Genomic DNA, 23,530 nt, shown 5'->3' on the forward strand with positions numbered 1-23,530 from the left:
GCATGAATCAACTGCAATTGCCGATTGATGCGGTGCTGCCCGAGCTGCTTGAGTCGCTCCGAAGCGGCGTTAATGCTGTGCTTGTGGCGGAACCGGGAGCAGGGAAGACGACGCGCGTTCCGCTTGCGCTGCTGGATCAGCCATGGCTTCACGGCAAAAAGATCATCATGCTTGAGCCGCGCAGGCTTGCGGCACGCTCTGCTGCCCAGTTCATGGCTAAATCACTGGGCGAGCAGCCGGGCGAGACGGTCGGCTACCGCGTTAGGCTTGACTCGCGGGTTGGTCCGCGCACGCGCATTGAGGTCGTCACGGAGGGCGTGCTCACTCGGATGTTTCAGGAGGACCCGGCGCTCGAAGAGGTCGGAGCGATCCTGTTCGATGAGTTCCACGAGCGTCATTTGCACGGTGATCTTGGACTTGTGTTATGCTTGCAGTCGCAGCTTCTTCTGCGCGAGGATTTGCGCCTCATTGTCATGTCCGCGACGCTTGCTGCGGAGCCGATTGCCGAGCTGCTTGGCGGAGCGCCTGTTATTCGGAGCGAAGGACGGGTATTCCCGGTTGCGACGCATTATGCGAAAGCGAAGCTTTCTGGACCAATTGAGCCGCATATGGCTCGTACGATTGTCGAAGCGCTGCGTCTACATGATGGAGATGTGCTTGCATTTTTGCCGGGAGTCGCGGAAATACGCCGGACGGCAAGGCGGTTATATGAAGCCGGCCTTCCATCCGGTGTTCGGATCGAGGAGCTGCATGGCAGCTTGCCGCTGGAGAAGCAGGATGCAGCCGTTGCGCCATGCTCAGCCGGAGAGCGCAAAATCGTGCTTGCGACTTCGATTGCGGAATCCAGCTTGACGGTTGAAGGCGTTAAGATTGTAGTAGACAGCGGGCTAATGCGCGTTCCGCGCTTTTCGCCAAGAACAGGCATGACGCGGCTGGAAACGGTGGCTGTCTCCACAGCGTCAGCCGATCAGCGCCGCGGCAGGGCGGGACGTCTGGCACCTGGAAGCTGCTACCGGCTCTGGACGGAAATTCAGCATCCCTATTTGCCTGAACAAAGCACGCCTGAGCTGCTTGAGGCGGATCTTGCCTCACTTGTACTGGAGCTAGCGATTTGGGGCATCCAAGATCCATCAGAGCTGGATTGGCTAACGCCGCCGCCCGCTGCTGCTTACGAGCAAGCTAAATCGCTGCTGCAACAGCTGAATGCGATTGATAACAGCGGCAAACCGACAGCTGCAGGAGCGAGGATGGCGCAGTTCGGGCTGCATCCCCGGCTTGGCGCGATGATTTTGCAGGCTGCAGAAATAGGAGAGACGCGAGTGGCATGCGAGGTTGCTGCCTTATTAAGCGAACGCGATTTGCTTCCGCAAGAGCGTAATGTTGATATTCAGCTGCGGCTTGAGCTTCTATACCGATTGGCCGGACGCACGGAACGCAAAGGTTCGAACAGCGGAAGCGCAGAGCATCCAAGCAGTGGAGCCGCTTATCGCATAATGGCACAAGCGGACCAATGGGAGCGGCTTGTTCCGAAGCGGGCATCGGCTGTGAATGAAGTGGCTCATAACCTAAAGCTCCCGCTCGGTGTTCTGCTTGGGTTTGCTTATCCCGACCGTATCGCCCAGCGCCGCAGCGACGGGCGTTATTTGCTGGCAAATGGAAGAGGCGCGGTGCTGCCAGAGCTGCAGCCGCTATCGCGATCGCCTTATCTAGCTGCTTGCGAGCTGGATGATGCCGGTACAGAAAGCCGTATGCGGCTTGCAGCAGAGCTAAGTCTGCCTATGATCGAGCAATATATGGCAAGCTACATAACGAACGAGGATGTAGTGGAATGGGATTCCCAAGCGCAGGCAGTGAGGGCGAGGAAGCGTACTCGGCTTGGCTCCATCGTAATGAAGGAGTCCATCCTGCAGAAGCCTGATGAAGAGCAGGTCGCAGACACCTTAATAACCGCGATTAAGCAGGCTGGTTTTGTTATGCTGCCAATGAGCAAGCAGGCGCAGCAGCTGAAGGCAAGGATGAAGCTGATGGCTCTTGCGGGCGAGGATTGGCCGGAGGCTTCCGATGAGGCGCTGCTGGAATCGGTTGGGGAATGGTTAAAGCCGCATATTTTCGGAATGAAAAGCCGTTCGGATTTGCAAAAGCTATCGATGCTGCAGCTGCTGGAAGGCAAGCTTAGCTGGAAGCAGAAGCAAGAGCTGGATGAGCAGGTGCCGACCCATATCGTCGTGCCAAGCGGCTCGCGAATCCCGGTTGATTACAGCGATCCCGAGTCGCCCGTGCTTGCCGTCCGGCTACAGGAGCTGTTTGGCCTAAAGGACACTCCGCTGCTTGCGAGAGGAAGGCTGCCGGTTACGCTTCATTTATTGTCGCCGTCCCAGCGGCCCGTCCAAGTAACGAGAGATTTAAGAAGCTTCTGGGAGAACGCTTATTTTGAAGTGAAGAAGGATTTAAAGGGGCGGTATCCGAAGCATTATTGGCCGGATGATCCCTATTCTGCTGCACCGACAAATCGGGCGAAGCCGAGAAATACGTAATTTTGCTCGGCCGGCCCGATTATGGCCAGCAAGCTTTTTTTGAAGAGAGGATGTGGGCATGTCGTTATGGCCTTATATGTTTTAATCATTTATTTCGTACTCCTTAACTGCTATACCTTTGTGTTGATGGGCTATGATAAAAAGAGTGCGAAAAAAAATCGCAGGCGCGTTCCTGAGAAGCGTTTGTTCTTGCTGAGCGCGATTGGCGGAGCGGGAGGCACTTGGCTTGCTATGAATACGTGGCGTCACAAAACGAAGCATCGTTCGTTTACAGTAGGCATTCCGTTTCTGTTCGGGCTTAATTTATTGCTTATAATCGGAGCCGTCTGGCTCATAGGCATGACTGCAAACTCCTGATTGCTTTGGGAAGCCGTCCTATGGTATATTGGGGCTTCTCTTTTTTATTTTCCAGCACATAAAACTTAGGAGGTAACTGACATGACCGTTCAAAGTGCCTATCAAGAAGAGCAAGAACGATTAACGGCGTCATTACAAGACATTCTCGCCCAGCTGCAAGCTATTGGCCCGCGCTATAAGGGCGACGATTTTACGGAGCAAATGCTCGATTTGCAGCAAGAGGAACGGAGATTGAGACTTGAAATTTCCAAGCGCGAGCCTTATTTCGGCCGCATTGACTTTCAGGAGCTGCCTATAGGCGAGCAGAAACCTTTATATATTGGAAAAGCAGGCGTCGCAAAGCAAGGCAGCAACGAGCTGCTGGTCATCGATTGGCGCGCACCGGCCGCCAGCGTATTCTATTCCTTCACAGGCGGCGAGGCGCCAGCTTCCTACGAATCGCCTGATGGTGAAATCGAAGGTTATGTGCATTTAAAGCGGAATTTCATGATTCGTCAGGGAGAGATTGTCCGTTTGGTCGACAGCTACGTACGCGGCCAGGAGGAAGGCTCGGTCACTGACGAATTTCTATTATACCGGCTTGGCGAGAACAAGGATAATAAGCTGCGGGATATCGTCTCGACGATTCAAGGCGAGCAGGACCGGATTATTCGTGCGGACCGCAACAAGGCTTTGTTTATTCAAGGGGTAGCGGGAAGCGGTAAAACGACCGTAGCGCTGCACCGCCTTGCCTTCCTGCTCTACCAATACGCCGATCGGATGCGGGCGGAGCGGATGATTATTTTCGCGCCAAACCGTATGTTTCTAGACTACATATCCGGCGTTCTGCCGGAGCTTGGCGCTGGAGATATCCAGCAGACCACCTTTAGCGATTGGTCGCTAGAGCTGCTAGAGAAGACGATAGCCGTCAGCGATCCGTCCGATACGATGGCTTATTGGTTTGAAGAGAGGCGAACCGCGGATGAGATCGAGCATGCGTCCGGCCGTTTTAAAGGCCATTTGGCTTTCAAGGCGATTGTCGACGAGCGTATAGCTGATTTTGAACAGCGGATCGTACCGGCGACGCCGTTTGTGCCGATTGACGGCCTTGAGCTGTCTCCGGCGCAAATGCGCGAATGGTATGAAACCGACTACGGCGACGAGACGCTAATGAAGAAGAGGGATCGACTCGTTAGCCGTATTCGCCGCTGGTTCGAGTCTGAGCTGAAGATGAAGGGAATCGCCGATAAGAAAGTTCGGGCAAAGGCGCTCACGAAGTTTAACAGCTTTACGAAAAAAATTCCGGCCTATACATCCGTGCAGCTTTATGCGTCCCTATTCAGCGGCAAGCAGCTCGCGGCAGGCATTCCGAAGGCGATCGCAGCAGCTACCGCGGATCGGTTGAAAAAGGGAGTCGCAGCCGCCGAGGACTTGGCTCCGCTTGCTTATATCCAGCTTCAGCTCTTCGGCTTGCCGAAGCAGGCATTCGACCATATCGTCATTGACGAAGCGCAGGATTATTCACCCTTCCAGCTCGAGGTGCTCCGTCTGTGCCAAAGAACAGCGTCGATGACCGTATTAGGCGATTTGCAGCAGGGGATCCATGCATACACCGGCGTGCAAAGCTGGTCGGAGCTGACCGCGTTATTCGAAGAGGAGCAGATCGGCTTCTATGAGCTGAACCGAAGCTATCGCTCGACGATGGAAATTATTGAGTTCGCGAACAAAATATTGGGAAGCATGACTGGCGGCGTCAAACCAGCGGTTCCTGTATTCCGGAGCGGTGATGCCGTTGCCACGGAGCCTGTATCCAATGACAAGTGGCTTGAGGCGCTTGAGACGACCGTTCGGGAATGGCAAGCGAAGGGCGAATACGAGACGATTTCCGTCATCGGCCGCACGGCGCTTGAATGCGAGGAAATCCATAAGCATTTGATCGATCGCGGCTTGGAAGCATCGCTTGTGCAAAGCAAGCAGCCAGCTTATGGCGGCGGGTTGTCGGTCGTGCCTGTCTATTTATCCAAAGGCTTGGAGTTTGATGCCGTGCTGGTAGCAGATGCTAGCGAGGAGGCGTATGCGCCGCTTGATGCGAAGCTGCTCTACGTCGGCTGTACGCGTGCTTTGCATATGCTAAAGCTGTTTTACCGTGGAAATCTCACATCATTGCTGGGCGAAGAAGCTTAACTCCGATATAATAGGGAGCATTATAACGTCCAACCGGAGGTTTTCGATAAGAACGGGGACGTATGGCTGCCACCTGTGTTGCTCTGCTTATATGGCTAAGAAGCTGGGCAGTGCATGCTTACGAATGGTTATTTGATCAGCCTGACGTCTTCTCAAGGATCGCCGCGGTTATCGCGGCGGTCCTTGTTGCATTCCCGCTCCGCAGGGGGCAGCGGGCTGCATGTGCTGCGCTAGACGATCGCAATAATCGCTTTTCCTTCGTGATGACGCTGTTTATGAGCCGCAAATTGGAACAATAATGTGAAAGACGAATCCGATTGCGGGCTGATTGCGTATTACTTGCAAACAAGGAGAGTGATGGCGTTGTCTGGTGCACTAGATACAGAGGAGAATTTGCAATTAGCGCTGCGCGAGATCGCGGCTTGGGAGAGCAGCCAGAAGGATTTATGGTTTTGGGAGAAGCTTGGGCGATTGCCGTTTATGCTGCTCGATAAAGTGACGCCAAAGTTCATCCAAGAGAAGATCGGACAAGCGGTCGACGAGATCGGCAGCTATATTCAAACGGGAGGGAAATATCTCATTTCCGAACGCTCGGTCATCGAACGGATGCAGCGCAACGCTGATCCGGCAGCTGTATTTTCCAATGAGGAAGAAGACCGGCTTACGATTGAAGATGTTGCCGAAATGCCGCTGCTCGTTATGAATAGAAGCGCGGAGCAATTATCAACAAGCCGCTCGACGCTTGCGACGCTCCAGGGAGCGACAACCGGCATTGGCGGCATTTTTACGCTGGCGGTCGATATTCCGGCTGTTCTTGGCCTGTCGCTAAAAATTATTCAAGAGATTGCGATCTGTTATGGCTTCGATCCGAAAATAAAAGAGGAGCGCGTCTTTGCGGTTAAGGTCATGCAATTCGCATCGTCTGATATCGTAGGAAAAAAAGCGATTCTGGAGGAGCTCAGCGCTTACGACAAAACGAGCCGCAGCAATCAAATGATATCGCAGCTGCAGGGCTGGCGAGAGGTTATAACGGTTTATCGGGATAATTTTGGCTGGAAGAAGCTATTTCAAATGATTCCGGTAGCAGGTATGCTATTTGGAGCTATAATTAATCGAGGCATGCTGAACGATGTGTCAGAAGCGGCGACGATGTTATATAGAAAACGCAGAGTATTGTTAAAGCTAGCGGAGAACGAGGCGAATGAGGATGACAACAACCACGAGAAGAAAGATAGCTGAGCAAGCAACCGCTTTTTTGGGAGAAGCTTACTTTGAGCTTGGCAAGAGCGAAGAGGATGCGAAACGAAGGATTCAAGAGGTTTTGGAGCAAATTGAGCAGACTGGTGCATACATTCATACCTATGAAGAGCTGAAGCATGGCGCAAAGATGGCTTGGCGGAACAATAACCGCTGCATCGGACGTTTGTTTTGGCAGACGCTTGAAGTGTTTGATGCTCGCGATGTTCGCGATGAGCTTGGCGCAGCAGAACGCATATTCAACCATATGAGCTATGCAACCAACAGCGGAAGGATTCGGCCGGCGATTACGATTTTTCCCGCGAGCCATTCGGATAACCGCTTAAGAATATGGAATCATCAGCTAGTTCGTTATGCAGGCTATCGCAAGGAAAACGAAATCGTTGGCGATTCAGCATCGCTTGCCTTCACCGATGCTTGCCAGAAGCTAGGCTGGCGTGGAGCGGGTACTAGATTCGACGTGCTGCCGCTTGTCATTCAGCTGGAGGGGAAAGCGCCGAAGTGGTTTCCGTTGCCGCAAGAAACAGTGCTTGAGGTACCTCTGTCGCATCCGGAAAATAGTGAATTCGAGCAATTAAAGCTGCAATGGTACGCCGTTCCTTTTATATCCGATATGGCGCTGGAGATCGGAGGCATTTCCTATGCAGCAGCCCCGTTTAACGGCTGGTATATGGGTACGGAAATCGGCGCAAGAAATTTATCGGATACCGATCGCTATAATCAATTGCCAACCGTTGCAAAGCTGTTCCGGTTCGATACGGCGACGAATACTTCGCTTTGGAAGGACCGCGCGTTAGTAGAGCTGAATGCAGCGGTGCTTCATTCTTTCAAAAAACAGGGCGTCAGCATTGTTGATCATCATACGGCTGCCGAGCAGTTCCTTCGCTTCGAGAAGCAAGAGCTGGATCATGGGAGAGCGGTTACCGGGCGATGGTCATGGCTAATCCCGCCGATGTCACCCGCTACTACCGGCATTTGGCATCGCAGCTTTGATGATACGGAGCGGACGCCAGCTTACCGTTACCAAGCCGCACCTTATTAAGCATTCTTATTCATACATCCACGCGTTTCAAATCGGCGGTTATGAATCTGTTTATCGCAGCCGCCGTTTGAGATGGATCTTCACACTCCGACATTCCTCTAACAGATTGTTACAAAACACCCCCGGCTTGCGTCTTTATTTAGGATGGAATTGTTTTCTTTCCTACACCCTGCAAAGCCAGCCTTTCCGTTCAACGTGAATAACCCTTCTGATTTAAAATTGTAAAATTGGTTGAAAATAATGGCATACCTTATTGCATTACATGCTTGCACCAGCCACTCTTTAGCCCTATGCATCATGCTGCCTATGTCCGCCTAAGAGCACGCTGCAATGACGAAGTCTGCTTGCGAGGTTCTCCCGTCTGATGTCGCGAAGAGGAGAGATATGCTATCCTAAGGAGATGACATTAGTTAGCTTGGAGGAATTATCAACGTGGATTTTAATATGCAGTACTTATCATTTTTCGTCATTCATACCGATGGTGAGGAGAGCGCTGCCTCATCAGGCAAGCGATTCAAGCATTATCAAACGCTCGAAGGGGACACCTACGAGGATAGCGAAATTCAGAAGTTTTTGGATGATGAATTTAAGCGTATCGTCAAAAGGAAAGTAGAGCGCAATCCGAACTCTGCGGGCGCTCCTACCAAAATCGGCCGATTCATGGTGGAGCCGGGTTATGAGCTGGGAAGCAACCAAAACTACAATTTATTTCAGAGGCTGCGTGACGCGGACTCGAAGGAGCGGTTTATCGGCATCGCGGACGAGCTTGTTCGCATTTATATGGATACGAGCGCAGTAAGGGGCGGAGCGTTTATTATTGCCTTGTCCAAGCTGAATACGTATTTCGATGAGCCGTTTTTGTTTTTGCTCAAATGTGATTTCGAGCCGAAGATCGCCCGGATTTCCGATGAGAAAAACTTGATTTCGCAAGTGGAAATGGCGATAAGCGCTCGCAGCATCAAGTCCATCCAATATCCGCATATGCCGGAGGAGGGAATGCTGGAGCACTGGGAGCTCAAAATTCATCAGGCGTCGCATGCCCGTTATTTTGAGGACTTCCTTAAATATGTATCCTATGAGAAGCCGTTGCCAGAGGTTATGGGTGAGCAGGTCGTAGAAATGGTACATCAATACATTGCCGACAAATGGCAGGAGGATGAGAGCTCCGAGCGCCGTGAGGAGGAAAATGCGGTTGAGGTATGGGCGGCGAGCGAGAAGCGTGACCTGCAGGAGTGGTGGACGCCGGAGCAAGTGGAGGTAGCTGCCGCCGCGTTAGTCGAGCAAAAGCCGGATTTGCCGTTTTCGTTTAAATTGGACAGCGTAACGGTGAAGGGGCTGCTGGCTGATTTTGGCGCTGCCATTCATTTTGCCAAACATAACGGCCGTTATGTCGTTGTCATCGAAGGAGACGCCTTCCAGTTTGAGAAGGGCATGTCGCCGGTGGAGCTCGTTCAGCCGCTGGATTTGGTCGATGTCATGCCGCGCATTGGAAGCAAAAAGCCTTCCGAGGACGCTGATTCCGGTTACAGCTACACTCCGGCAGGCGAGGGAACTAGTCCGAATGATGATGTGCCGTGGTAATGGAGCAAGCATGTATCAAATGCATAAATAAGGGAGAGGATATTTAAGTGGACAACTTATTTTTTATAGAAATTGGCATGGGATGCGATCTTCACGGTCAAAATATTACGAAGGCATCGGTGCGTGCGGTCCAAAACGCGATTCACCACAATTCGATGCCCGGACTGCGGTCTGTTCTGCCTGGCGGGTCGCTCGATAACATGAAGGTGCGAGTCAGGCTAGCGCTTCCATGCGACCATGAGCTGCTTGATATTGAGCAGGTAAAAGCGGTGCTGCCATACGGTCAGGTGACCGTTGAGCTGATGGATGGCGGCATGCTGACAACCAGCGGTATAGTCCTGCCGGATAAAGATGATAAAAACGATTTGATTTATATCGTTAATGCATCGGTTGAGGTAGGCTATTAATAGCATCTCCAGCTAGAAAAGGGAGATAACTATGGTTTTAAAACTTTTAATATTCGCGTTATTGCTCGTATTTACTGCGTTTTTTGTCGCGACGGAGTTCGCAATTATTCGAGTGCGCGCTAGCCGGGTCAATCAAATGGTAGCGGAAGGCATGAAAAATGCTAGAGCGGTAGAGCAGGTCACGAGCAAGCTTGACGGATATTTATCCGCCTGCCAGCTTGGCATTACGATTACGGCGCTCGGGCTTGGTTGGTTAGGCGAGCCGACGGTTGAGCAAATGTTGCATCCGTTATTTGACCGGCTCCATATAGAAGGCGAGCTAAGCTCGGTTCTATCGTTCGTTATATCTTTTGTAATTGTCACGTATTTGCATGTCGTGCTAGGCGAGCTTGCTCCGAAGACGCTGGCGATCATCAAATCGGAGGAGGTCAGTCAATGGACGGCTCCGATCATCATCATTTTTTACAAGGTGATGTTTCCGTTCATATGGCTGCTTAACGGCTCGGCGAATGGATTGGTTCGACTGCTTGGACTAAAGCCCGCAAATGAGCACGAAGCGCATTCCGAAGAGGAGATCCGGATCATTTTGTCGGAAAGCTATGAAAGCGGGAAAATCAACCAAAGCGAATTCGGTTATGTGAACCGGATTTTTGCCTTTGATGAAAGGCTCGCACGCGAAATCATGGTTCCGCGAACCGATATGATCTGTTTGTATGTGGATCAAACCTCGGAAGAAAATTTAGCTACGATCAAGAAGGAGCAATATACACGGTTTCCTGTTGCCAAGGGCAGCAAGGATAATATTATAGGCATTCTTAACACAAAAAAGTTTTTTCTGCGATATGACACTGATCGGGATGTCGATGTTCATGAGCTGCTTCAGCCCGTTATGTCCATCCCAGAGGTCATGCCGATCAACAAATTGCTTCGTAGAATGCAGCTGGAACGCGTTCATATTGCGATTTTGCTCGATGAGTACGGCGGAACGGCCGGCTTAATTACGATCGAGGACATCATTGAAGAGATTGTTGGGGAAATTCGTGATGAATTTGATGCAGACGAAGTGAAGGAAATCGAATTCATTGAGAAGCAGCGGTATCTGGTTAACGGAAAAGCGTTGATCAGCGATTTGAACGATGCCGCTGGTACGGATCTGGAAAGCGAAGAGGTGGATTCGATCGGGGGCTGGCTGTTTAATCAGAAGCCGGAGCTGCCGGTAGGAGAACCGTGGACGTATGGCAATATGACGTTTATCATACGCGAGCGAGACGATAACCGTATCCGCAAAATAGAAATTGTCACCGATTTGACAGAAAATGAGATGGACGCATACGGACATGCATAAGCTTGTATAAAGCGGTTGTGAATCATTTTTTTGAGGGGGAATCGGGCGTTGGGTGATTTAATTAATGCCATTATTATGGGCATCATAGAAGGGTTGACGGAATTTTTGCCCGTATCGTCAACCGGCCACTTGATTTTGGCTGGAGAGCTGCTGAATTTTACGGGTGACAAAGCCAAAACCTTTGAGGTGGTCATCCAATTCGGGGCTGTTCTTGCTGTGCTGGTCTTATATCGAAAGCGGTTTGCAAGCTTGCTCAATTTTAATATCGGCAAAAAATCGGGATTAAACGCTTTTCACGTTATTATTGCGATGGCTCCTGCCGGAATCTGTGCTGTCCTCCTTCATTCCTTTATTAAAGGGGAGCTGTTTGTCGCGCAAAAGGTTCTGATCGGACTTGTTGCAGGCGGGATACTCATGATTATCGCGGATCGGGTGAGGAGGAAGCCTAGCGCAGAGGAGCTCGACGATATTACATATAAGCAAGCCTTTGCGATAGGCTGCTTCCAGGTGCTCGCTTTGTGGCCGGGCTTCTCGCGTTCAGGCTCGACGATTTCCGGCGGCATGCTGTTTGGCACCAGCCAGAAGGCTGCTGCAGAGTTTACGTTTATCGTCTCCGTTCCCATAATGGCCGGCGCGAGCGGGATCGATCTTTTCAAGAGCCGCGAATTCCTCACGATGGCGGATTTGCCGTTGTTCTTGATCGGTCTCATTGCCGCTTTCATCGTCGGAATGATAGCTGTAGTTACCTTCATTAATATGATGAAAAAAATCAGGCTTTCATGGTTCGCCTATTATCGGTTTGCATTGGCAGCCCTTTTTTATTTTATAATTTTTTAAATAAAGCGAAAATAACGAGAACGATTTTCATTTAGACGCCATTTTAGTGGAAGAATAAATCGTTTAACTATCACTTTTTTATATCCAAACCATCATTTTTTCTAATAAACTAACGAAAATCAGGGCAAATAGCCCTGATTTCTTTATTTTAACGGGTAATTGAGTCGAATTGCATAAATATGGGAAATGGAGCGGCGTACAACATCGTTGAAGGTTTTGTCTGATTATGTTAGGTTAAGTAATATTATAATGCTTTTTTTATCTGACTATTAAAATAGAAGATGATTTTATGTTTATGAGAGGTGGATATTGTTGCAACTTCAGGTAACGAACAGTCCTTTTAGTCAAGAGCAAGTCGAGCTTCTTAATCGCCTTCTGCCATCCCTAACCGAGTCTCAGCAAATATGGCTTACAGGCTATTTGTTCGCCCGCCAAACAACAGCTTTATCGACAGCAAGCACGGAGCTGCAAGCTGTTCCGGGAGAGTCAAACGCAGCGGAGGTCATCTCTATAGCAAGTCAAGCTCCCGTTTCCCGCGAGGTAACGGTGCTCTTTGGCTCCCAAACCGGCAATTGCCAAAGAATCGCAACAAGCTTGTCACGAAAGCTGGAAGAGCAAGGATTCCAAGTCACGCTAGCTGCGATGAACAAGTTCAAGACAAATGGCTTGAAAAAAGTAGAAAACCTGTTTTTGGTCGTCAGTACGCATGGCGAAGGCGAGCCGCCGGATAATGCGCGGGCTTTCCATGAGTTTGTTTATAGCAAGAGAGCGCCACAGCTTGAGAATCTGCGTTTCTCCGTGCTGTCTCTTGGAGACACGTCCTACGAGTTTTTCTGTCAGACGGGCAAGGATTTTGACCAGCGTCTTGAGGAGCTTGGCGGCAAGCGGCTAGCTCCGCGCGTTGATTGTGATCTGGATTACGATGAGCCGGTTGCTGGCTGGATCGCACAGATTATTAGCTCACTAAATGAAGGCGCTGGCTCAGCAGCTGCTGGATCCGGTGATTCTGCTAAAGAGTCGAGCAGCAGCTCAGCGCCAGAGGCTTCTGTGTATTCACGGACTAATCCGTTTAAAGCCGAAGTGCTTGCTAACATCAATTTGAACGGCCGCGGCTCTGACCGGGAAACACGCCATTTGGAGCTTTCCCTTGAAGGCTCAGGCTTGCAGTATGAGCCCGGCGACAGCCTTGGCATATACCCGGAGAACCATCCGGCTCTAGTAGATGCCATTATTCATGAATTAGGCTTTGCGCCTACCGATTCCGTTGCTATTAATAAGAATGGCGAGCAAAAGTCTTTGCGCGAGGCACTGCTAAAGCATTACGAAATTACAGCTTTAACGAAACCATTGCTAACGCAAGCCGCTCAGCTCACCTCGAACACAGCTCTTCAAGAGCTGCTGGCTCCAGGGCAAGAGCAAGCGCTTAAGAGCTATATCAATGGGCGCGACCTGCTTGATTTGGTTCAAGATTTCGCACCTTGGCAGTTAACGCCTAGCAGCTTTGTCGCTATTTTGCGGAAGCTTCCGGCACGCTTATATTCTATAGCGAGCAGCTTCAAAGCGAATGAGGATGAGGTTCATCTCACGGTAAGAGCGGTTCGTTACGAAGCGCATGGCCGCGAGCGGTACGGCGTTTGTTCCGTGCATTGTGCAGAGCGAGTTGAAGCGGGCGACAGCCTGCCGATCTATATTCAGCAAAATCCGAATTTCAAGCTGCCGGCTGATCCGGACGCGCCGATCATTATGGTTGGTCCGGGTACGGGCGTAGCGCCTTTCCGCGCATTCCTTGAGGAACGCGAGGAGCTCGGTGCAGACGGGAAATCATGGCTCTTCTATGGCGACCGCCATTTTGTCACGGATTTCTTGTACCAGACCGATTGGCAGAGAATGCTTAAGGATGGCGTACTCACAAAGCTCGATGTTGCATTCTCCCGTGATACGGAAGAGAAGGTATACGTGCAGCATCGCTTGCTGGAGAAGAGCCGTGAACTGTTCCAGTGGCTGCAGGAAGGCGCATATGTGTATATTTGCGGCGACGAGAAGCATATGGCACATGATGTGCATGCTGCGCTGATTACAGTAATTGAGCAAGAAGGCGGCAAGAGCCAAGAAGAAGCGGCCGCTTATTTGGACGATTTGCAGCAGCAGCAGCGCTATCAGCGCGACGTGTATTAATAGATCGTTTTAAAAAACAACATGAGTATGTGAATGATTGCGAGAGGAGACAGCAGCAATGGCGAAAGAGCAATTGGTTAAGCCTATCGGCGGGCCGCCAAGCGAGGTAGAGCATATCAAGATCGAAAGTAATTACCTGCGCGGTGCGCTTGTCGAAACGTTAAGAAATCCGATTACGGGCGGGTTGCCTGAGGACGACAATCGGTTGTTGAAATTTCACGGGAGCTACATGCAAGATGATCGGGATTTGCGCAACGAGCGTGAAAAACAGAAGCTGGAGCCAGCTTTTCAATTCATGATTCGCGTAGTGCTTCCTAGCGGCGTAGCTACGTCCGAGCAGTGGCTTGCGATGGACAGTCTGGCACATAAATACGGCAATGAAACATTGCGCCTGACAACTCGCCAGACCTTCCAGATGCACGGTATTTTAAAATGGAATTTGAAGCCGACGCTTCAAAAAATCAACAGCGAGCTGATGACTACATTGGCAGCCTGCGGCGACGTCAACCGCAATGTCATGTGCAGCCCGAATCCGTTTCAATCCGATCTTCACGGCGAGGTAAGCCACTGGGCGCGCAAGGTGAATGATCACCTTGCACCGCGTACGCGCGCTTATCATGAAATTTGGCTGGACGGAGAGAAGGTTGTTGACGGTCAACAAGAAGGCGAAGTAGAGCCTATTTATGGACCTGTATATTTGCCGCGCAAATTCAAAATCGGTTTTGCGATTCCGCCGCATAACGACGTAGACGTCTTCTCGCAGGATATCGGATATATTGCTGTCGTTGAAGACGGCAAGCTGAAGGGCTTCAATATCTCCGTTGGCGGAGGCATGGGGATGTCTCATGGCGATACGGCAACGTACCCGCAGCTGGGCAAGGTTATCGGATTCTGCCCGCCGGAGCGCATTGTTGATTTGGCAGAGAAGACGGTTACGATCCAACGGGATTACGGAAATCGTTCGGTTCGCAAAAATGCACGTTTTAAGTATACGATCGACCGTCATGGCATCGACTGGTTCAAAACCGAGCTGCAAAACAGACTCGGCTGGCAGCTTGAGGCTGTGCGCCCGTACCAATTCGAGAACAATGGCGACCGTTATGGCTGGTTGAAGGGCAGCAACGGCAAATGGAATTTGACGTTGTACATCCAAAGCGGACGTATTGAAGACAAGGACGGTTATCTGCTGATGACGGGTCTTCGGGAAATCGCTAAGGCTCATAGCGGCGACTTCCGCATTACGCCGAACCAAAATTTAATTATCGGCAACGTCAGCAGCCAGAAGAAACGCAAAATTACGGAATTGGTCGAGCAATACGGACTTAATGACGGCGCTCAGCATTCTGCACTGCGCAGAAGCTCCTTGTCATGCGTTTCCTTGCCGACTTGCGGCCTTGCGATGGCAGAGGCTGAACGTTACCTGCCGACTTTGATTGACAAGCTTGAGCCAATCATTAATGAAGCTGGACTTCGCGACAAAGAGATTAACATCCGAATGACGGGATGCCCGAATGGGTGCGCAAGGCCGGCATTAGGCGAGATCTCGTTCATCGGCAAGTCAGTCGGCAAATATAATATGTATATGGGTGCGGGTTTTGCCGGAGAGAGACTGAATAAGCTGTACCGGGAAAATATCGACGAAACCGAGATTTTAGATACGTTAAAGCCGATTATCCATCAGTACGCGAAAGAACGTGAGACGGGTGAACACTTCGGAGATTTTGTCATCCGGGCAGGTTATGTGAAAGCTGTTCATGACGGACAGGAATTTCACAACTAATCTTATATAGAAAGAAAGAAGACCAGAGCATTCCGCTCTGGTCTTCTTTCTTTACCCTTATTTAAGCTTGATCGCGAAGCAGCTTCTTGTCGAGTACGAACGTTCCAAGTGGGAGGAACGCTGCAATAAAGGCTGCCGCTACCTTGAAGATCGACCAGCGGTAAGTGATCCAAACGTGAAGAAGAGCAAGCATATAAAGTACAAATAATGCCCCGTGTAGCCCGCCAACGATCGCTACCGCCTCCGGGATGTCGGCCCAGTATTTGAGCGGCATTGCGATGAGCAGCAGCACAAGGAAGGATAATCCTTCAAACAAACCGATAACACGCAATCGGCCTATAACGGTTTTTAGCATTTCATTTCCTCCAAATTATGTTTTTGTCGAATGCGCCTCAAGGCCAGTCCACAATAGTTCTACGATTTCGGCGGCCGCTTGTTCCACTGTTTTCTCCGAATTAATAATTTCTTTCCGATTTCGGACGGTGAGCATAGCTGTGAACACATGCGCGAGCAATAAAGAATCGCCGCGTTTGATTTCACTCTCGTCCATTGCCTTTTGGAAGACGCTTGCGACAAGCTCATGAATAGCGTTCTCGCTGGCACGAATTCGCGTCACTTGCTCCTCGGTCAAGCCGGTTGAAGCTTCCCGCATCATCGTCTCGAATTCAACATGAGCATTGTTCATGTGACGTTCGGCAACGGTTAGCATTCTTTCCTTGAGCGTACCTGGTCCATGTACGAGCTTAGCCGTTTGATCATAAGCCATCTTTAGAACAAATTGCAGGCATTCGGTAAAGAGGATGCTTTTGTTTGTGAAATAATAATAAACGCTTGCCTTTGTAACGCCGCAGGCTTGAGCTACGCCTTCCAGGGACACCTTCTCGAATCCTTGTTCCATAAAAAGATAGGCCGCTGTGCGTAAAATCTGCTGCATCGTCTGATCTGAGCCTGTCCCTTTGGGCCGGCCTGGTTTGCGTTTTATTTGCTCGTCGCTCATCGCCAAGCCCTCCATTCATCAAATTGTAAAAATTAAGGATTGATTAATTAACCTTTGGGTATATATAATTAATTCGTAGCATTCATTTATTTTAAACGATAAAGGTGAAGAAGTGAAATGGAGGATTTGACAAATGATCGAAAAATTAGCTGGGATCATCGCCGGACCGCGTACCAAGTGGATTACATTAGTAGCATGGATAGTTATTGCAGCGCTGCTTAGCGTCTTTCTTCCTGCGGTTGGCGATAAAGAAGAAAGCAATGCTCCCAACCTTGAGTCAGACAGTCCATCCGTCATCGCCGAACAGCTTATTAAAGACAAGTTCCCAAGCTCATCGGGCATTCCAGCTCTGGTCGTCTGGCACCGTGATGGCGGCTTAACCGAGGAAGACTTTTCTCTCATTCAGAAAACGACGCAGACTTTAATCGACAAACCGCTTAAAGAGCAGGGAGAGGTCGTACCGCTCCATCAAATGCCTGTGCCTGCCCTGCAAAAGTTCGCTTCGGAAGATGGTACGACGCTTGTGCAGCCCATATCATTCGGCGAGCAGACCGAAACAGAGATCTTAAAGGAAAACATTGAAACGATCAAAGGGATTATAAATGATGCTTCTGGCCAAAATCCGTTTGAGGTTGCCGTAGATGATTCGTCGGCGCTTAGCGTCCGTGTCAGCGGTCCGGTAGGCATCTCGGTTGATGCGACCGATCTGTTCAAAGGCGCAGATGTATCGCTGCTTATCGCGACGGTGCTGATCGTGCTTATTCTATTGCTGCTCATTTACCGCTCGCCAATTCTCGCGATCATTCCTTTAATCGGGGTAGGCTTTGCTTATGCCGTCACAAGCCCGCTGCTTGGCTGGATGGCAGGCGAGGGCTGGATAACAGTAGATGCGCAGGCGATTTCGATTATGACCGTTCTTTTGTTCGGAGCAGGCACCGATTATTGCTTGTTCTTCATCTCGCATTTCCGCCAAGAGCTCACGCGCGAGAGCGACAAAATGGCTGCTTTAAAACGGTCATTCAAAGACGCATCCGGCGCAATCGCAATGAGCGGCTTTACTGTAGTGCTTTCCTTAATAGCTTTGCTGGCGGCAAAATATGGCGCATACGATCGTTTTGCAGTACCGTTTAGCTTATCGATTCTCGTTATGGGCATTGCGAGCCTAACGCTTGTGCCGGCATTGCTTTCGATTATTGGAAGAGCTTCCTTCTTCCCGTTCATTCCACGCACTGAATTTATGGAGCAGGCGCGTGCAGGGAAAAAAGGAAAGCCTTACCGCAAGCCAAATGCCGAGAAGAAGTTCAGCTCCAAAATCGGCAATTTGGTCATTGCAAAGCCATGGATGGTTGTCATCTCATCCGTAGTGGTTTTAGGCATCTTAGCGAGCTTCTCCAGCCAAATTAAATTTACTTACGATTTGCTTTCTTCGTTCCCGAAAGATATGCCATCTAGAGAAGGCTTTGAATTGATATCCAAATCATTCACGCCAGGCGACTTGGCGCCGATTACGGTTGTCGCGCAAACAGAGGGATCGGCGCCTGACTTGGCAGGCAAGCTGGCCGAGGTTCCGCTTGTTGACCATGTTCAGGAACCGCAGCCAAGCATCGATGATCCAAACTTGCTTTCTTACAAGGTTATTTTGAACACGAACCCTTACTCTTCCGAAGCGATGGATACGATTCCGCTGCTGCATGAGGCAGCGGAGGCGGCGCTAGCTGGCGTGAATGTAGCGGATGCCGATCAGAAGGTATGGATTGGCGGACAAACCGCCACGCAATATGATTCGAAGGTGCTTACAGATCATGATAACAGCGTGATCATCCCGCTTGTTATTGGGCTTATTATGATACTGCTGCTGGCGTATTTAAGATCCATCACAGCTACGCTTTACTTAATAGGCACCGTATTGCTATCCTTTGCGGCCGCGCTTGGTCTAGGCTGGTTCATCCTGCACTACTTCATGGGCGTTGATGCCATTCAAGGCGCAATTCCGCTTTACGCATTCGTATTCCTAATCGCGCTCGGCGAGGATTATAATATCTTTATGATCTCAAGCATTTGGCAGAAGCGCAAAATCATGCCTTTGAAGCAAGCGATCAAGGAAGGCGTAAGCGAAACGGGAGGCGTTATTACGTCGGCAGGGCTTATCCTTGCTGCCACGTTCTCCGTGCTTGCCACGCTGCCGATCCAAGTGCTTGTCCAGTTTGGCTTAATTACAGCGATCGGCGTCTTAATGGATACGTTCATCGTTCGTCCATTTCTAGTCCCGGCGATTACGACCTTGCTGGGCAAGAAAGCATTTTGGCCGGCTAAGGTTGAACTTATCGAAGAGTCGAAGCAAAGCTCAAAAGGGTAACAAATGGAAGGCTGTTTCTATCGCAGCGTATGCTGTTGTAGAGACAGCCTTTTTGCGCGCTCCCATCCTTGCAACATTTTCCCAGTAATATGCGTCTAAGCTTAAAGGCTACTTTCGCCTATTATAGATAAAAGTCAGGGGACTATTTATGAAAAGCATTAAGCGTTGGACCGGAATATGGCTCGTTGCAGCTGTATTTGCCGCCAGCATGCTGTTTTTTCCAAACGATGCTTCAGCATGCTCTTGTGTACGCCCAGATTCGATTGAAGAGACCAAAAACAAAAGCGATGCCGTATTTGAAGGAACGGCCAAATCTGTAAAACCTTCCTCAATAGCCTTGTTCCGCTCGTCAGCGAAAGCGGTGAAAGCAAGCTTTCAAGTCAACGAAGTGTGGAAGGGACATGTAACGCCAACGATCGAAGTGTTAACAGCTAGCGGCAGTGACACCTGCGGCTTTGTATTCCAGGAAGGCGAGCGTTATTTGGTTTACGCCGCTGCAACTGGAAAGTCGATGGAAGTGAGCCTTTGCAGCGGCACGATGCTGCACAGCAAAGCGAATGAGCATATCACTTGGCTAGGCAGCGGTTCATTGCCGCCGCAGCCAGGTTCAGACATGCAGCAACAGGAGCAGTCATCGCCTTGGAAGCTCTATCTTGTAATCGGAGGGCTTGCCGCGATCCTAGTCGGGTACGTTTATTATCGGAAGCAAAAAAGGTCTAAATCAAGAACATAGCGACGATCGTCGTCACCGTAAGTCCAATAAGCACTGGCTTCAAATTGCGGCGCGCGAGCTCGAAAGGATCTACTCCGCAAATTGCCGCTGCCGGAATAAGCGCCCAAGGGATAATGGTGCCGCCGCCTACCCAAATGGCCGCAACCTGCCCAAGAGCGGTTAAAGTAGCTAAGCCTGATCCGATGGCATGCCCGAATAGCTGAGCGATAGAGCCCGCCAGCGATATGCCGGAGAAGCCGGAGCCGTCAAGGCCGGTGACAGCGCCTACGATTGTTAAGGTGATGGAGCCGACGACACCGTTTACCGGTACGACATGAGCAAGGGCGAGACCTAAATCATTGACGATACCATGGGATGCTTCGGGCAGCTTCTCGCCGAACATTGCGATAAATCCCGAGTCGCCCAAATAAAAGAATGCCGCAATCGGAATGACGGGGCCAAACACTTTAAAGCCGAATAGGAAACCTTCTATCAAGTAACTGGTCGTTTTCTCGAAGCCTTTGCCTTTGTGGGTCATCATCGTAATCAGAAGCATGATTAAAATAGCGGTTCCGCCAATCAGAGCGGTTGCATCACCGCCTTGAAGATTTAGCATGAACATGGCAAGCACATCTAGCGCGAACAGGACGGGAATAATGGCAGCTAGCAGCCGTTTGGTTCCCAATGACAAGGCATTGCGGTCGGATTCTTCACTGCTGTCTGAGACACCTGTTTTCACATCCGCCGCCGCAATCAGCCCATCACGCCACGTTCCTAGCTTTTGATCCCGCCGCATAAACCAGAAAGCGGCTACCGTCGTAACGGCGCCCATTACAATGACTAGTGGAATACTGGCTTGCATGACCGAGCTGACAGGTATGCCAGCGGCATCCGCTGTAAGCTTTGACGCTCCTTGAATAATATAATCGCCCGATAGGGCAATGCCGTGACCGAACAAGTTCATTGCTACCGCGGCTCCAAGCGCCGGCAAGCCGACTCTAATGGCAACGGGCAGCAGTACGGCACCAATGAGGGCAACCGCCGGAGAAGGCCAGAAAAAGAACGAGGTGACCATCATAATGAGCCCTATTCCCCAGAAGGCAAGCGTAGGCGTACGGAGGAAACGGGTGAAGGGTGATATCATAATTTCGTTTATGCCGGTCCGAATGAGCACGCGGCTCATGGCAACGATGATCGATATGATTAAGATTGTGCCTAGCAATTCTTTTATGGCAAAAATAAAGCTGTTAAAAATGCCGCTTACAGAACCGCTTGCCGACGTGGTTGCAAGTATGCCGATGCCTAAAATCCCCGCAATACAAATAAGCGTAGTATCGCGCCGCATCAGCATAAATCCAATAATGGCGATGATAAAGCCTAAATAAACCCAGTGAAGCGCCGATAGTTGAATAACCATCCCGATCATCTCCTTGTGACATACACGAAACCAGAATGAGCTCATTTCGTACTGTAATGTATGCATGAACAGGGATAGGCGTTCGCCCCCGGCGGCGCCGCCAGATAATAAGGAGGGTTCGGATGATAAAACGAAGCGTAACGCTGCTGATGCTATCGATAATGCTTCTTACAGCCGGCTGTGGTATTATGAATGAAGTAGGCCAAACGGTAAATTTTGCAACAGAAACGACGGATTACTTACAATCGTTAACGGACTTCGGACAAGATATGAATGCACTTGCGGAGAAGGCGATGACTGACCTTGATGCAAGAACCGATTTGAAGGAGCGGCTGCTCGCTCTGAAGGAGCAGGTCGTGAATTATGAGGGGCTTCAGGTGCCAGACTACGCCAAGGATCTTCATCATTCGATTGCCGAATACAATACGACGCTTCAGAAGGGACTCGATCAAGCTCTCACGAATATAGAGCAAGGAAGAGCCGTGTTTGAATCAACGGGTATTCCGGATACAATCAACAAAATTAACGAGCTGTTAAGCCAAATCAACCAGCTCACGCCGTAACGAACAGATAGGAAGGAAGAATAGCAGTGATTAACATCAATGTATTAGAAGCATCCATGACGTATTCGAAGGAAGACGGCTACGTAGGCAAGGTTCATTTTGGAGTAGAAGGACATGTAAATGAATACGAAATCGCATTGCACAGCAAGAAAGGCAAAGAGTGGGGTTATGGCTTGTTTTTCCTGCATGAATCAGGCAAAGAAGAACAACTGCTGGCTTTAGAGGATTTGCTTGAAGAGGATGACGAGCTGTTTGACTTCCTCGTGGATACAGCCAAAGAAAAGCTAGTCAAAGACGAATAACATGCCCTAAGAAAAAAGCTCATGCTTGGACACCTTCGAGGTGAACAAGCATGAGCTTTTTTTGAGCTTAATGGCCGCTTGAAGAGGTTAAGCCGAGCTTGCGGATAATGAGCTTGCTCTCTTCGTTAAGACCGATGAACGTAACTTGCTTATTTAATTGCTCGTATTTGCTCTTGACCTTTGCAATGGCTGTCACAGCGGATTGGTCCCACACATGCGACCCGCTGAAATCAAGAGTGACCTTGCTAGGGTCCTGTTGATAATCGAAAAGGGAAACGAAGCGGCTTGTCGTACCAAAAAACAACTGGCCGGCTATTTGGTACGTGCGAGCATTTGGTTTGTCTGCAGCGATAGAAACGCGTATTTTTGCCATCTTCCCAACAAAAACGAATGCGCTCAGCACGACGCCGGCAAAAACGCCTTTGGACAAATCATGCGTGATCAGCACGATCACGACCGTTACGACCATAATCAGCGCATCCGTGCGCGGTACTTTATGAATTTGATACACCGATTTCCAATCGAAGGTGCTGATGGCGACCATAATCATAACGCCGACCAAAGCTGCCATCGGGATTTTGTTGACGACATCGCTTAAGACCATAATGAGAAAGAGCAGGAAGGAGCCGGCCACAAAAGTGGATAGCCTTGAACGGCCTCCGGATTTCGTGTTAATGACCGATTGTCCAATTAAAGCGCAGCCTGCCATTCCGCCAAAAAAGCCTGTTGCGATATTGGCGATTCCTTGACCCCGCACTTCTTTATTTTTATTGCTGGTCGTATCCGTCATTTCATCAAGCACCGAAGCCGTGAGCAGCGACTCCAAAATGCCGACGATCGATAGAGAGAACGAGTACGGTAAAATGATCCATAACGTTTTGAACGAGAACAGCACATCAGGAATGTGAAACAAAGGCAATGTACTTTCGATTAAGCCCCTATCGCCAACGGTTTTAAGATCGGCGCCTATCGCGACCGCAATGAGCGATACGATAATAATTGCTGCGAGCGGCGACGGGATGATCTTCGTGAACTTAGGAAGCGTATAGATGATGACAAGCGTCAACGCAACGAGCGCGTACATGATCCAGCTCGCCCCTACAAAGTGAACGAGCTGCGTGGTGAAGATGAGAATGCCAAGCGCATTTACAAAGCCGAGCATAACGGATTGCGGCACGAACTGAATGAGCTGCCCCAGCTTTAGAACGCCCATTACATATTGCAGTACGCCAGCGAGTATCGTAGCAGCAAACAGGTACTCGATGCCATGGTCTTTGACAAGCGATACCATGAGCAATGCCATCGCGCCTGTTGCGGCAGAAATCATTCCGGGCCTTCCGCCAACAATTGAGATAATGACGGCGATACAGAAGGATGCGTACAAGCCAACCATCGGACCTACGCCAACCATCAGCGAGAACGAGATCGATTCGGGAATGAGTGCCAAGGCAACCGTAATTCCAGCCAATACGTCGCCGCGCACGTTAGAAAACCATGATTTTTTTAGTTGTTCGAGCAAAGCAAAGAAGCCTCCTTGGATTGTTGTTTGAAAAGCTTTAGTTGATTTCGCTTATATTGACGTTCCACTCTCAGGAAAGTCAGGGCCGATGCACACTGTGCACAATTATACAACAAATGAAGGTATGATATTTTAGGTAGGATGTCTAATTAAGCGCTTACATCATATTCTTTCATCCTCTATCGC

General features: G+C 50.0%; 20 protein-coding genes. 16 read left to right on the forward strand and 4 right to left on the reverse strand.

The window, feature by feature from the left end; genetic code table 11:
* The first annotated feature begins 2 nt into the window (after positions 1 to 2).
* From hrpB to cysI, 12 genes are all read left to right on the forward strand, one after another.
* A complete protein-coding gene (hrpB, locus tag ADU23_RS22820; RefSeq protein ID WP_197286098.1) occupies positions 3 to 2,534 on the forward strand; it encodes an ATP-dependent helicase HrpB in 2,532 nt (843 codons plus the stop codon).
* 66 nt (positions 2,535 to 2,600) lie between these two features.
* Positions 2,601 to 2,891 (forward strand): DUF1294 domain-containing protein, encoded by a 291-nt coding sequence (locus ADU23_RS22825; protein WP_053375848.1) that lies wholly within the window; start codon positions 2,601 to 2,603, stop codon positions 2,889 to 2,891.
* 81 nt (positions 2,892 to 2,972) lie between these two features.
* Complete coding sequence (locus ADU23_RS22830; protein ID WP_053375849.1) at positions 2,973 to 5,054, forward strand: HelD family protein; 2,082 nt, start codon at positions 2,973 to 2,975, stop codon at positions 5,052 to 5,054.
* A gap of 62 nt (positions 5,055 to 5,116) precedes the next feature.
* On the forward strand, positions 5,117 to 5,353 hold the full coding sequence (locus tag ADU23_RS33300) for a hypothetical protein (protein ID WP_053375850.1): 237 nt from the start codon (positions 5,117 to 5,119) through the stop codon (positions 5,351 to 5,353).
* A gap of 58 nt (positions 5,354 to 5,411) precedes the next feature.
* Complete coding sequence (locus ADU23_RS22840) at positions 5,412 to 6,293, forward strand: EcsC family protein (protein ID WP_053375851.1); 882 nt, start codon at positions 5,412 to 5,414, stop codon at positions 6,291 to 6,293.
* Entirely contained in the window at positions 6,262 to 7,353 is a 1,092-nt protein-coding gene (locus ADU23_RS22845) for a nitric oxide synthase oxygenase (RefSeq protein ID WP_053375852.1), read from the forward strand. The genes ADU23_RS22840 and ADU23_RS22845 overlap by 32 nt, the downstream gene beginning before the upstream one ends.
* Positions 7,354 to 7,785: 432 nt before the next feature.
* Positions 7,786 to 8,934, forward strand: coding sequence for a DUF3900 domain-containing protein (locus ADU23_RS22855; protein ID WP_053375854.1), 1,149 nt, complete (start codon positions 7,786 to 7,788; stop codon positions 8,932 to 8,934).
* Positions 8,935 to 8,981: 47 nt separating this feature from the next.
* Positions 8,982 to 9,341: a Lin0512 family protein gene (locus ADU23_RS22860; protein WP_053375855.1), complete on the forward strand. Its 360-nt coding sequence runs from the start codon at positions 8,982 to 8,984 to the stop codon at positions 9,339 to 9,341.
* A gap of 31 nt (positions 9,342 to 9,372) precedes the next feature.
* A complete protein-coding gene (locus ADU23_RS22865; protein ID WP_053375856.1) occupies positions 9,373 to 10,686 on the forward strand; it encodes a hemolysin family protein in 1,314 nt (437 codons plus the stop codon).
* Between the two features lie 48 nt (positions 10,687 to 10,734).
* Positions 10,735 to 11,523, forward strand: a complete 789-nt coding sequence (locus ADU23_RS22870) for an undecaprenyl-diphosphate phosphatase (RefSeq protein ID WP_053375857.1) — start codon at positions 10,735 to 10,737, stop codon at positions 11,521 to 11,523.
* A 312-nt stretch (positions 11,524 to 11,835) separates the two neighbouring features.
* The gene (locus ADU23_RS22875) at positions 11,836 to 13,698 is read left to right on the forward strand and encodes an assimilatory sulfite reductase (NADPH) flavoprotein subunit (protein ID WP_053377782.1); all 1,863 of its coding nucleotides are present in this window, start codon (positions 11,836 to 11,838) and stop codon (positions 13,696 to 13,698) included.
* Positions 13,699 to 13,756: 58 nt separating this feature from the next.
* Complete coding sequence (gene cysI, locus ADU23_RS22880) at positions 13,757 to 15,478, forward strand: assimilatory sulfite reductase (NADPH) hemoprotein subunit (protein ID WP_053375858.1); 1,722 nt, start codon at positions 13,757 to 13,759, stop codon at positions 15,476 to 15,478.
* A gap of 61 nt (positions 15,479 to 15,539) precedes the next feature.
* Here the strand turns inward: cysI and ADU23_RS22885 are convergent, their stop codons facing one another.
* Together ADU23_RS22885 and ADU23_RS22890 are read right to left on the reverse strand one after the other, a co-directional pair.
* Entirely contained in the window at positions 15,540 to 15,833 is a 294-nt protein-coding gene (locus tag ADU23_RS22885) for a DUF3817 domain-containing protein (RefSeq protein ID WP_053375859.1), read from the reverse strand.
* 15 nt (positions 15,834 to 15,848) lie between these two features.
* Complete coding sequence (locus ADU23_RS22890; protein WP_053375860.1) at positions 15,849 to 16,475, reverse strand: TetR/AcrR family transcriptional regulator; 627 nt, start codon at positions 16,473 to 16,475, stop codon at positions 15,849 to 15,851.
* A gap of 133 nt (positions 16,476 to 16,608) precedes the next feature.
* On the opposite strand from ADU23_RS22890, the gene ADU23_RS22895 reads away from it, so the two are divergent.
* Together ADU23_RS22895 and ADU23_RS22900 are read left to right on the forward strand one after the other, a co-directional pair.
* The gene (locus tag ADU23_RS22895; protein ID WP_053375861.1) at positions 16,609 to 18,831 is read left to right on the forward strand and encodes an MMPL family transporter; all 2,223 of its coding nucleotides are present in this window, start codon (positions 16,609 to 16,611) and stop codon (positions 18,829 to 18,831) included.
* A gap of 148 nt (positions 18,832 to 18,979) precedes the next feature.
* Positions 18,980 to 19,564 carry a hypothetical protein gene (locus ADU23_RS22900; protein WP_053375862.1) on the forward strand — a complete coding sequence of 195 codons (585 nt, stop codon included), beginning with the start codon at positions 18,980 to 18,982 and terminating at the stop codon, positions 19,562 to 19,564.
* Here the strand turns inward: ADU23_RS22900 and ADU23_RS22905 are convergent.
* A complete protein-coding gene (locus ADU23_RS22905; protein ID WP_053375863.1) occupies positions 19,548 to 20,960 on the reverse strand; it encodes a hypothetical protein in 1,413 nt (470 codons plus the stop codon). The genes ADU23_RS22900 and ADU23_RS22905 overlap by 17 nt on opposite strands.
* A gap of 122 nt (positions 20,961 to 21,082) precedes the next feature.
* Here ADU23_RS22905 and ADU23_RS22910 point away from each other — a divergent pair, with 122 nt between their 5' ends.
* Positions 21,083 to 21,523, forward strand: coding sequence for a DUF6376 family protein (locus ADU23_RS22910; RefSeq protein ID WP_053375864.1), 441 nt, complete (start codon positions 21,083 to 21,085; stop codon positions 21,521 to 21,523).
* Positions 21,524 to 21,549: 26 nt separating this feature from the next.
* Positions 21,550 to 21,825 (forward strand): hypothetical protein, encoded by a 276-nt coding sequence (locus ADU23_RS22915; protein WP_442950619.1) that lies wholly within the window; start codon positions 21,550 to 21,552, stop codon positions 21,823 to 21,825.
* Between the two features lie 67 nt (positions 21,826 to 21,892).
* Here ADU23_RS22915 and ADU23_RS22920 read toward each other — a convergent pair whose 3' ends face one another.
* Positions 21,893 to 23,344: a SulP family inorganic anion transporter gene (locus ADU23_RS22920; RefSeq protein ID WP_053375865.1), complete on the reverse strand. Its 1,452-nt coding sequence runs from the start codon at positions 23,342 to 23,344 to the stop codon at positions 21,893 to 21,895.
* Positions 23,345 to 23,530: the final 186 nt, after the last annotated feature.

This window comes from Paenibacillus sp. FJAT-27812, assembly GCF_001273905.1.
In the GTDB taxonomy this organism is placed as follows: Bacteria; Bacillota; Bacilli; order Paenibacillales; family Paenibacillaceae; genus Pristimantibacillus.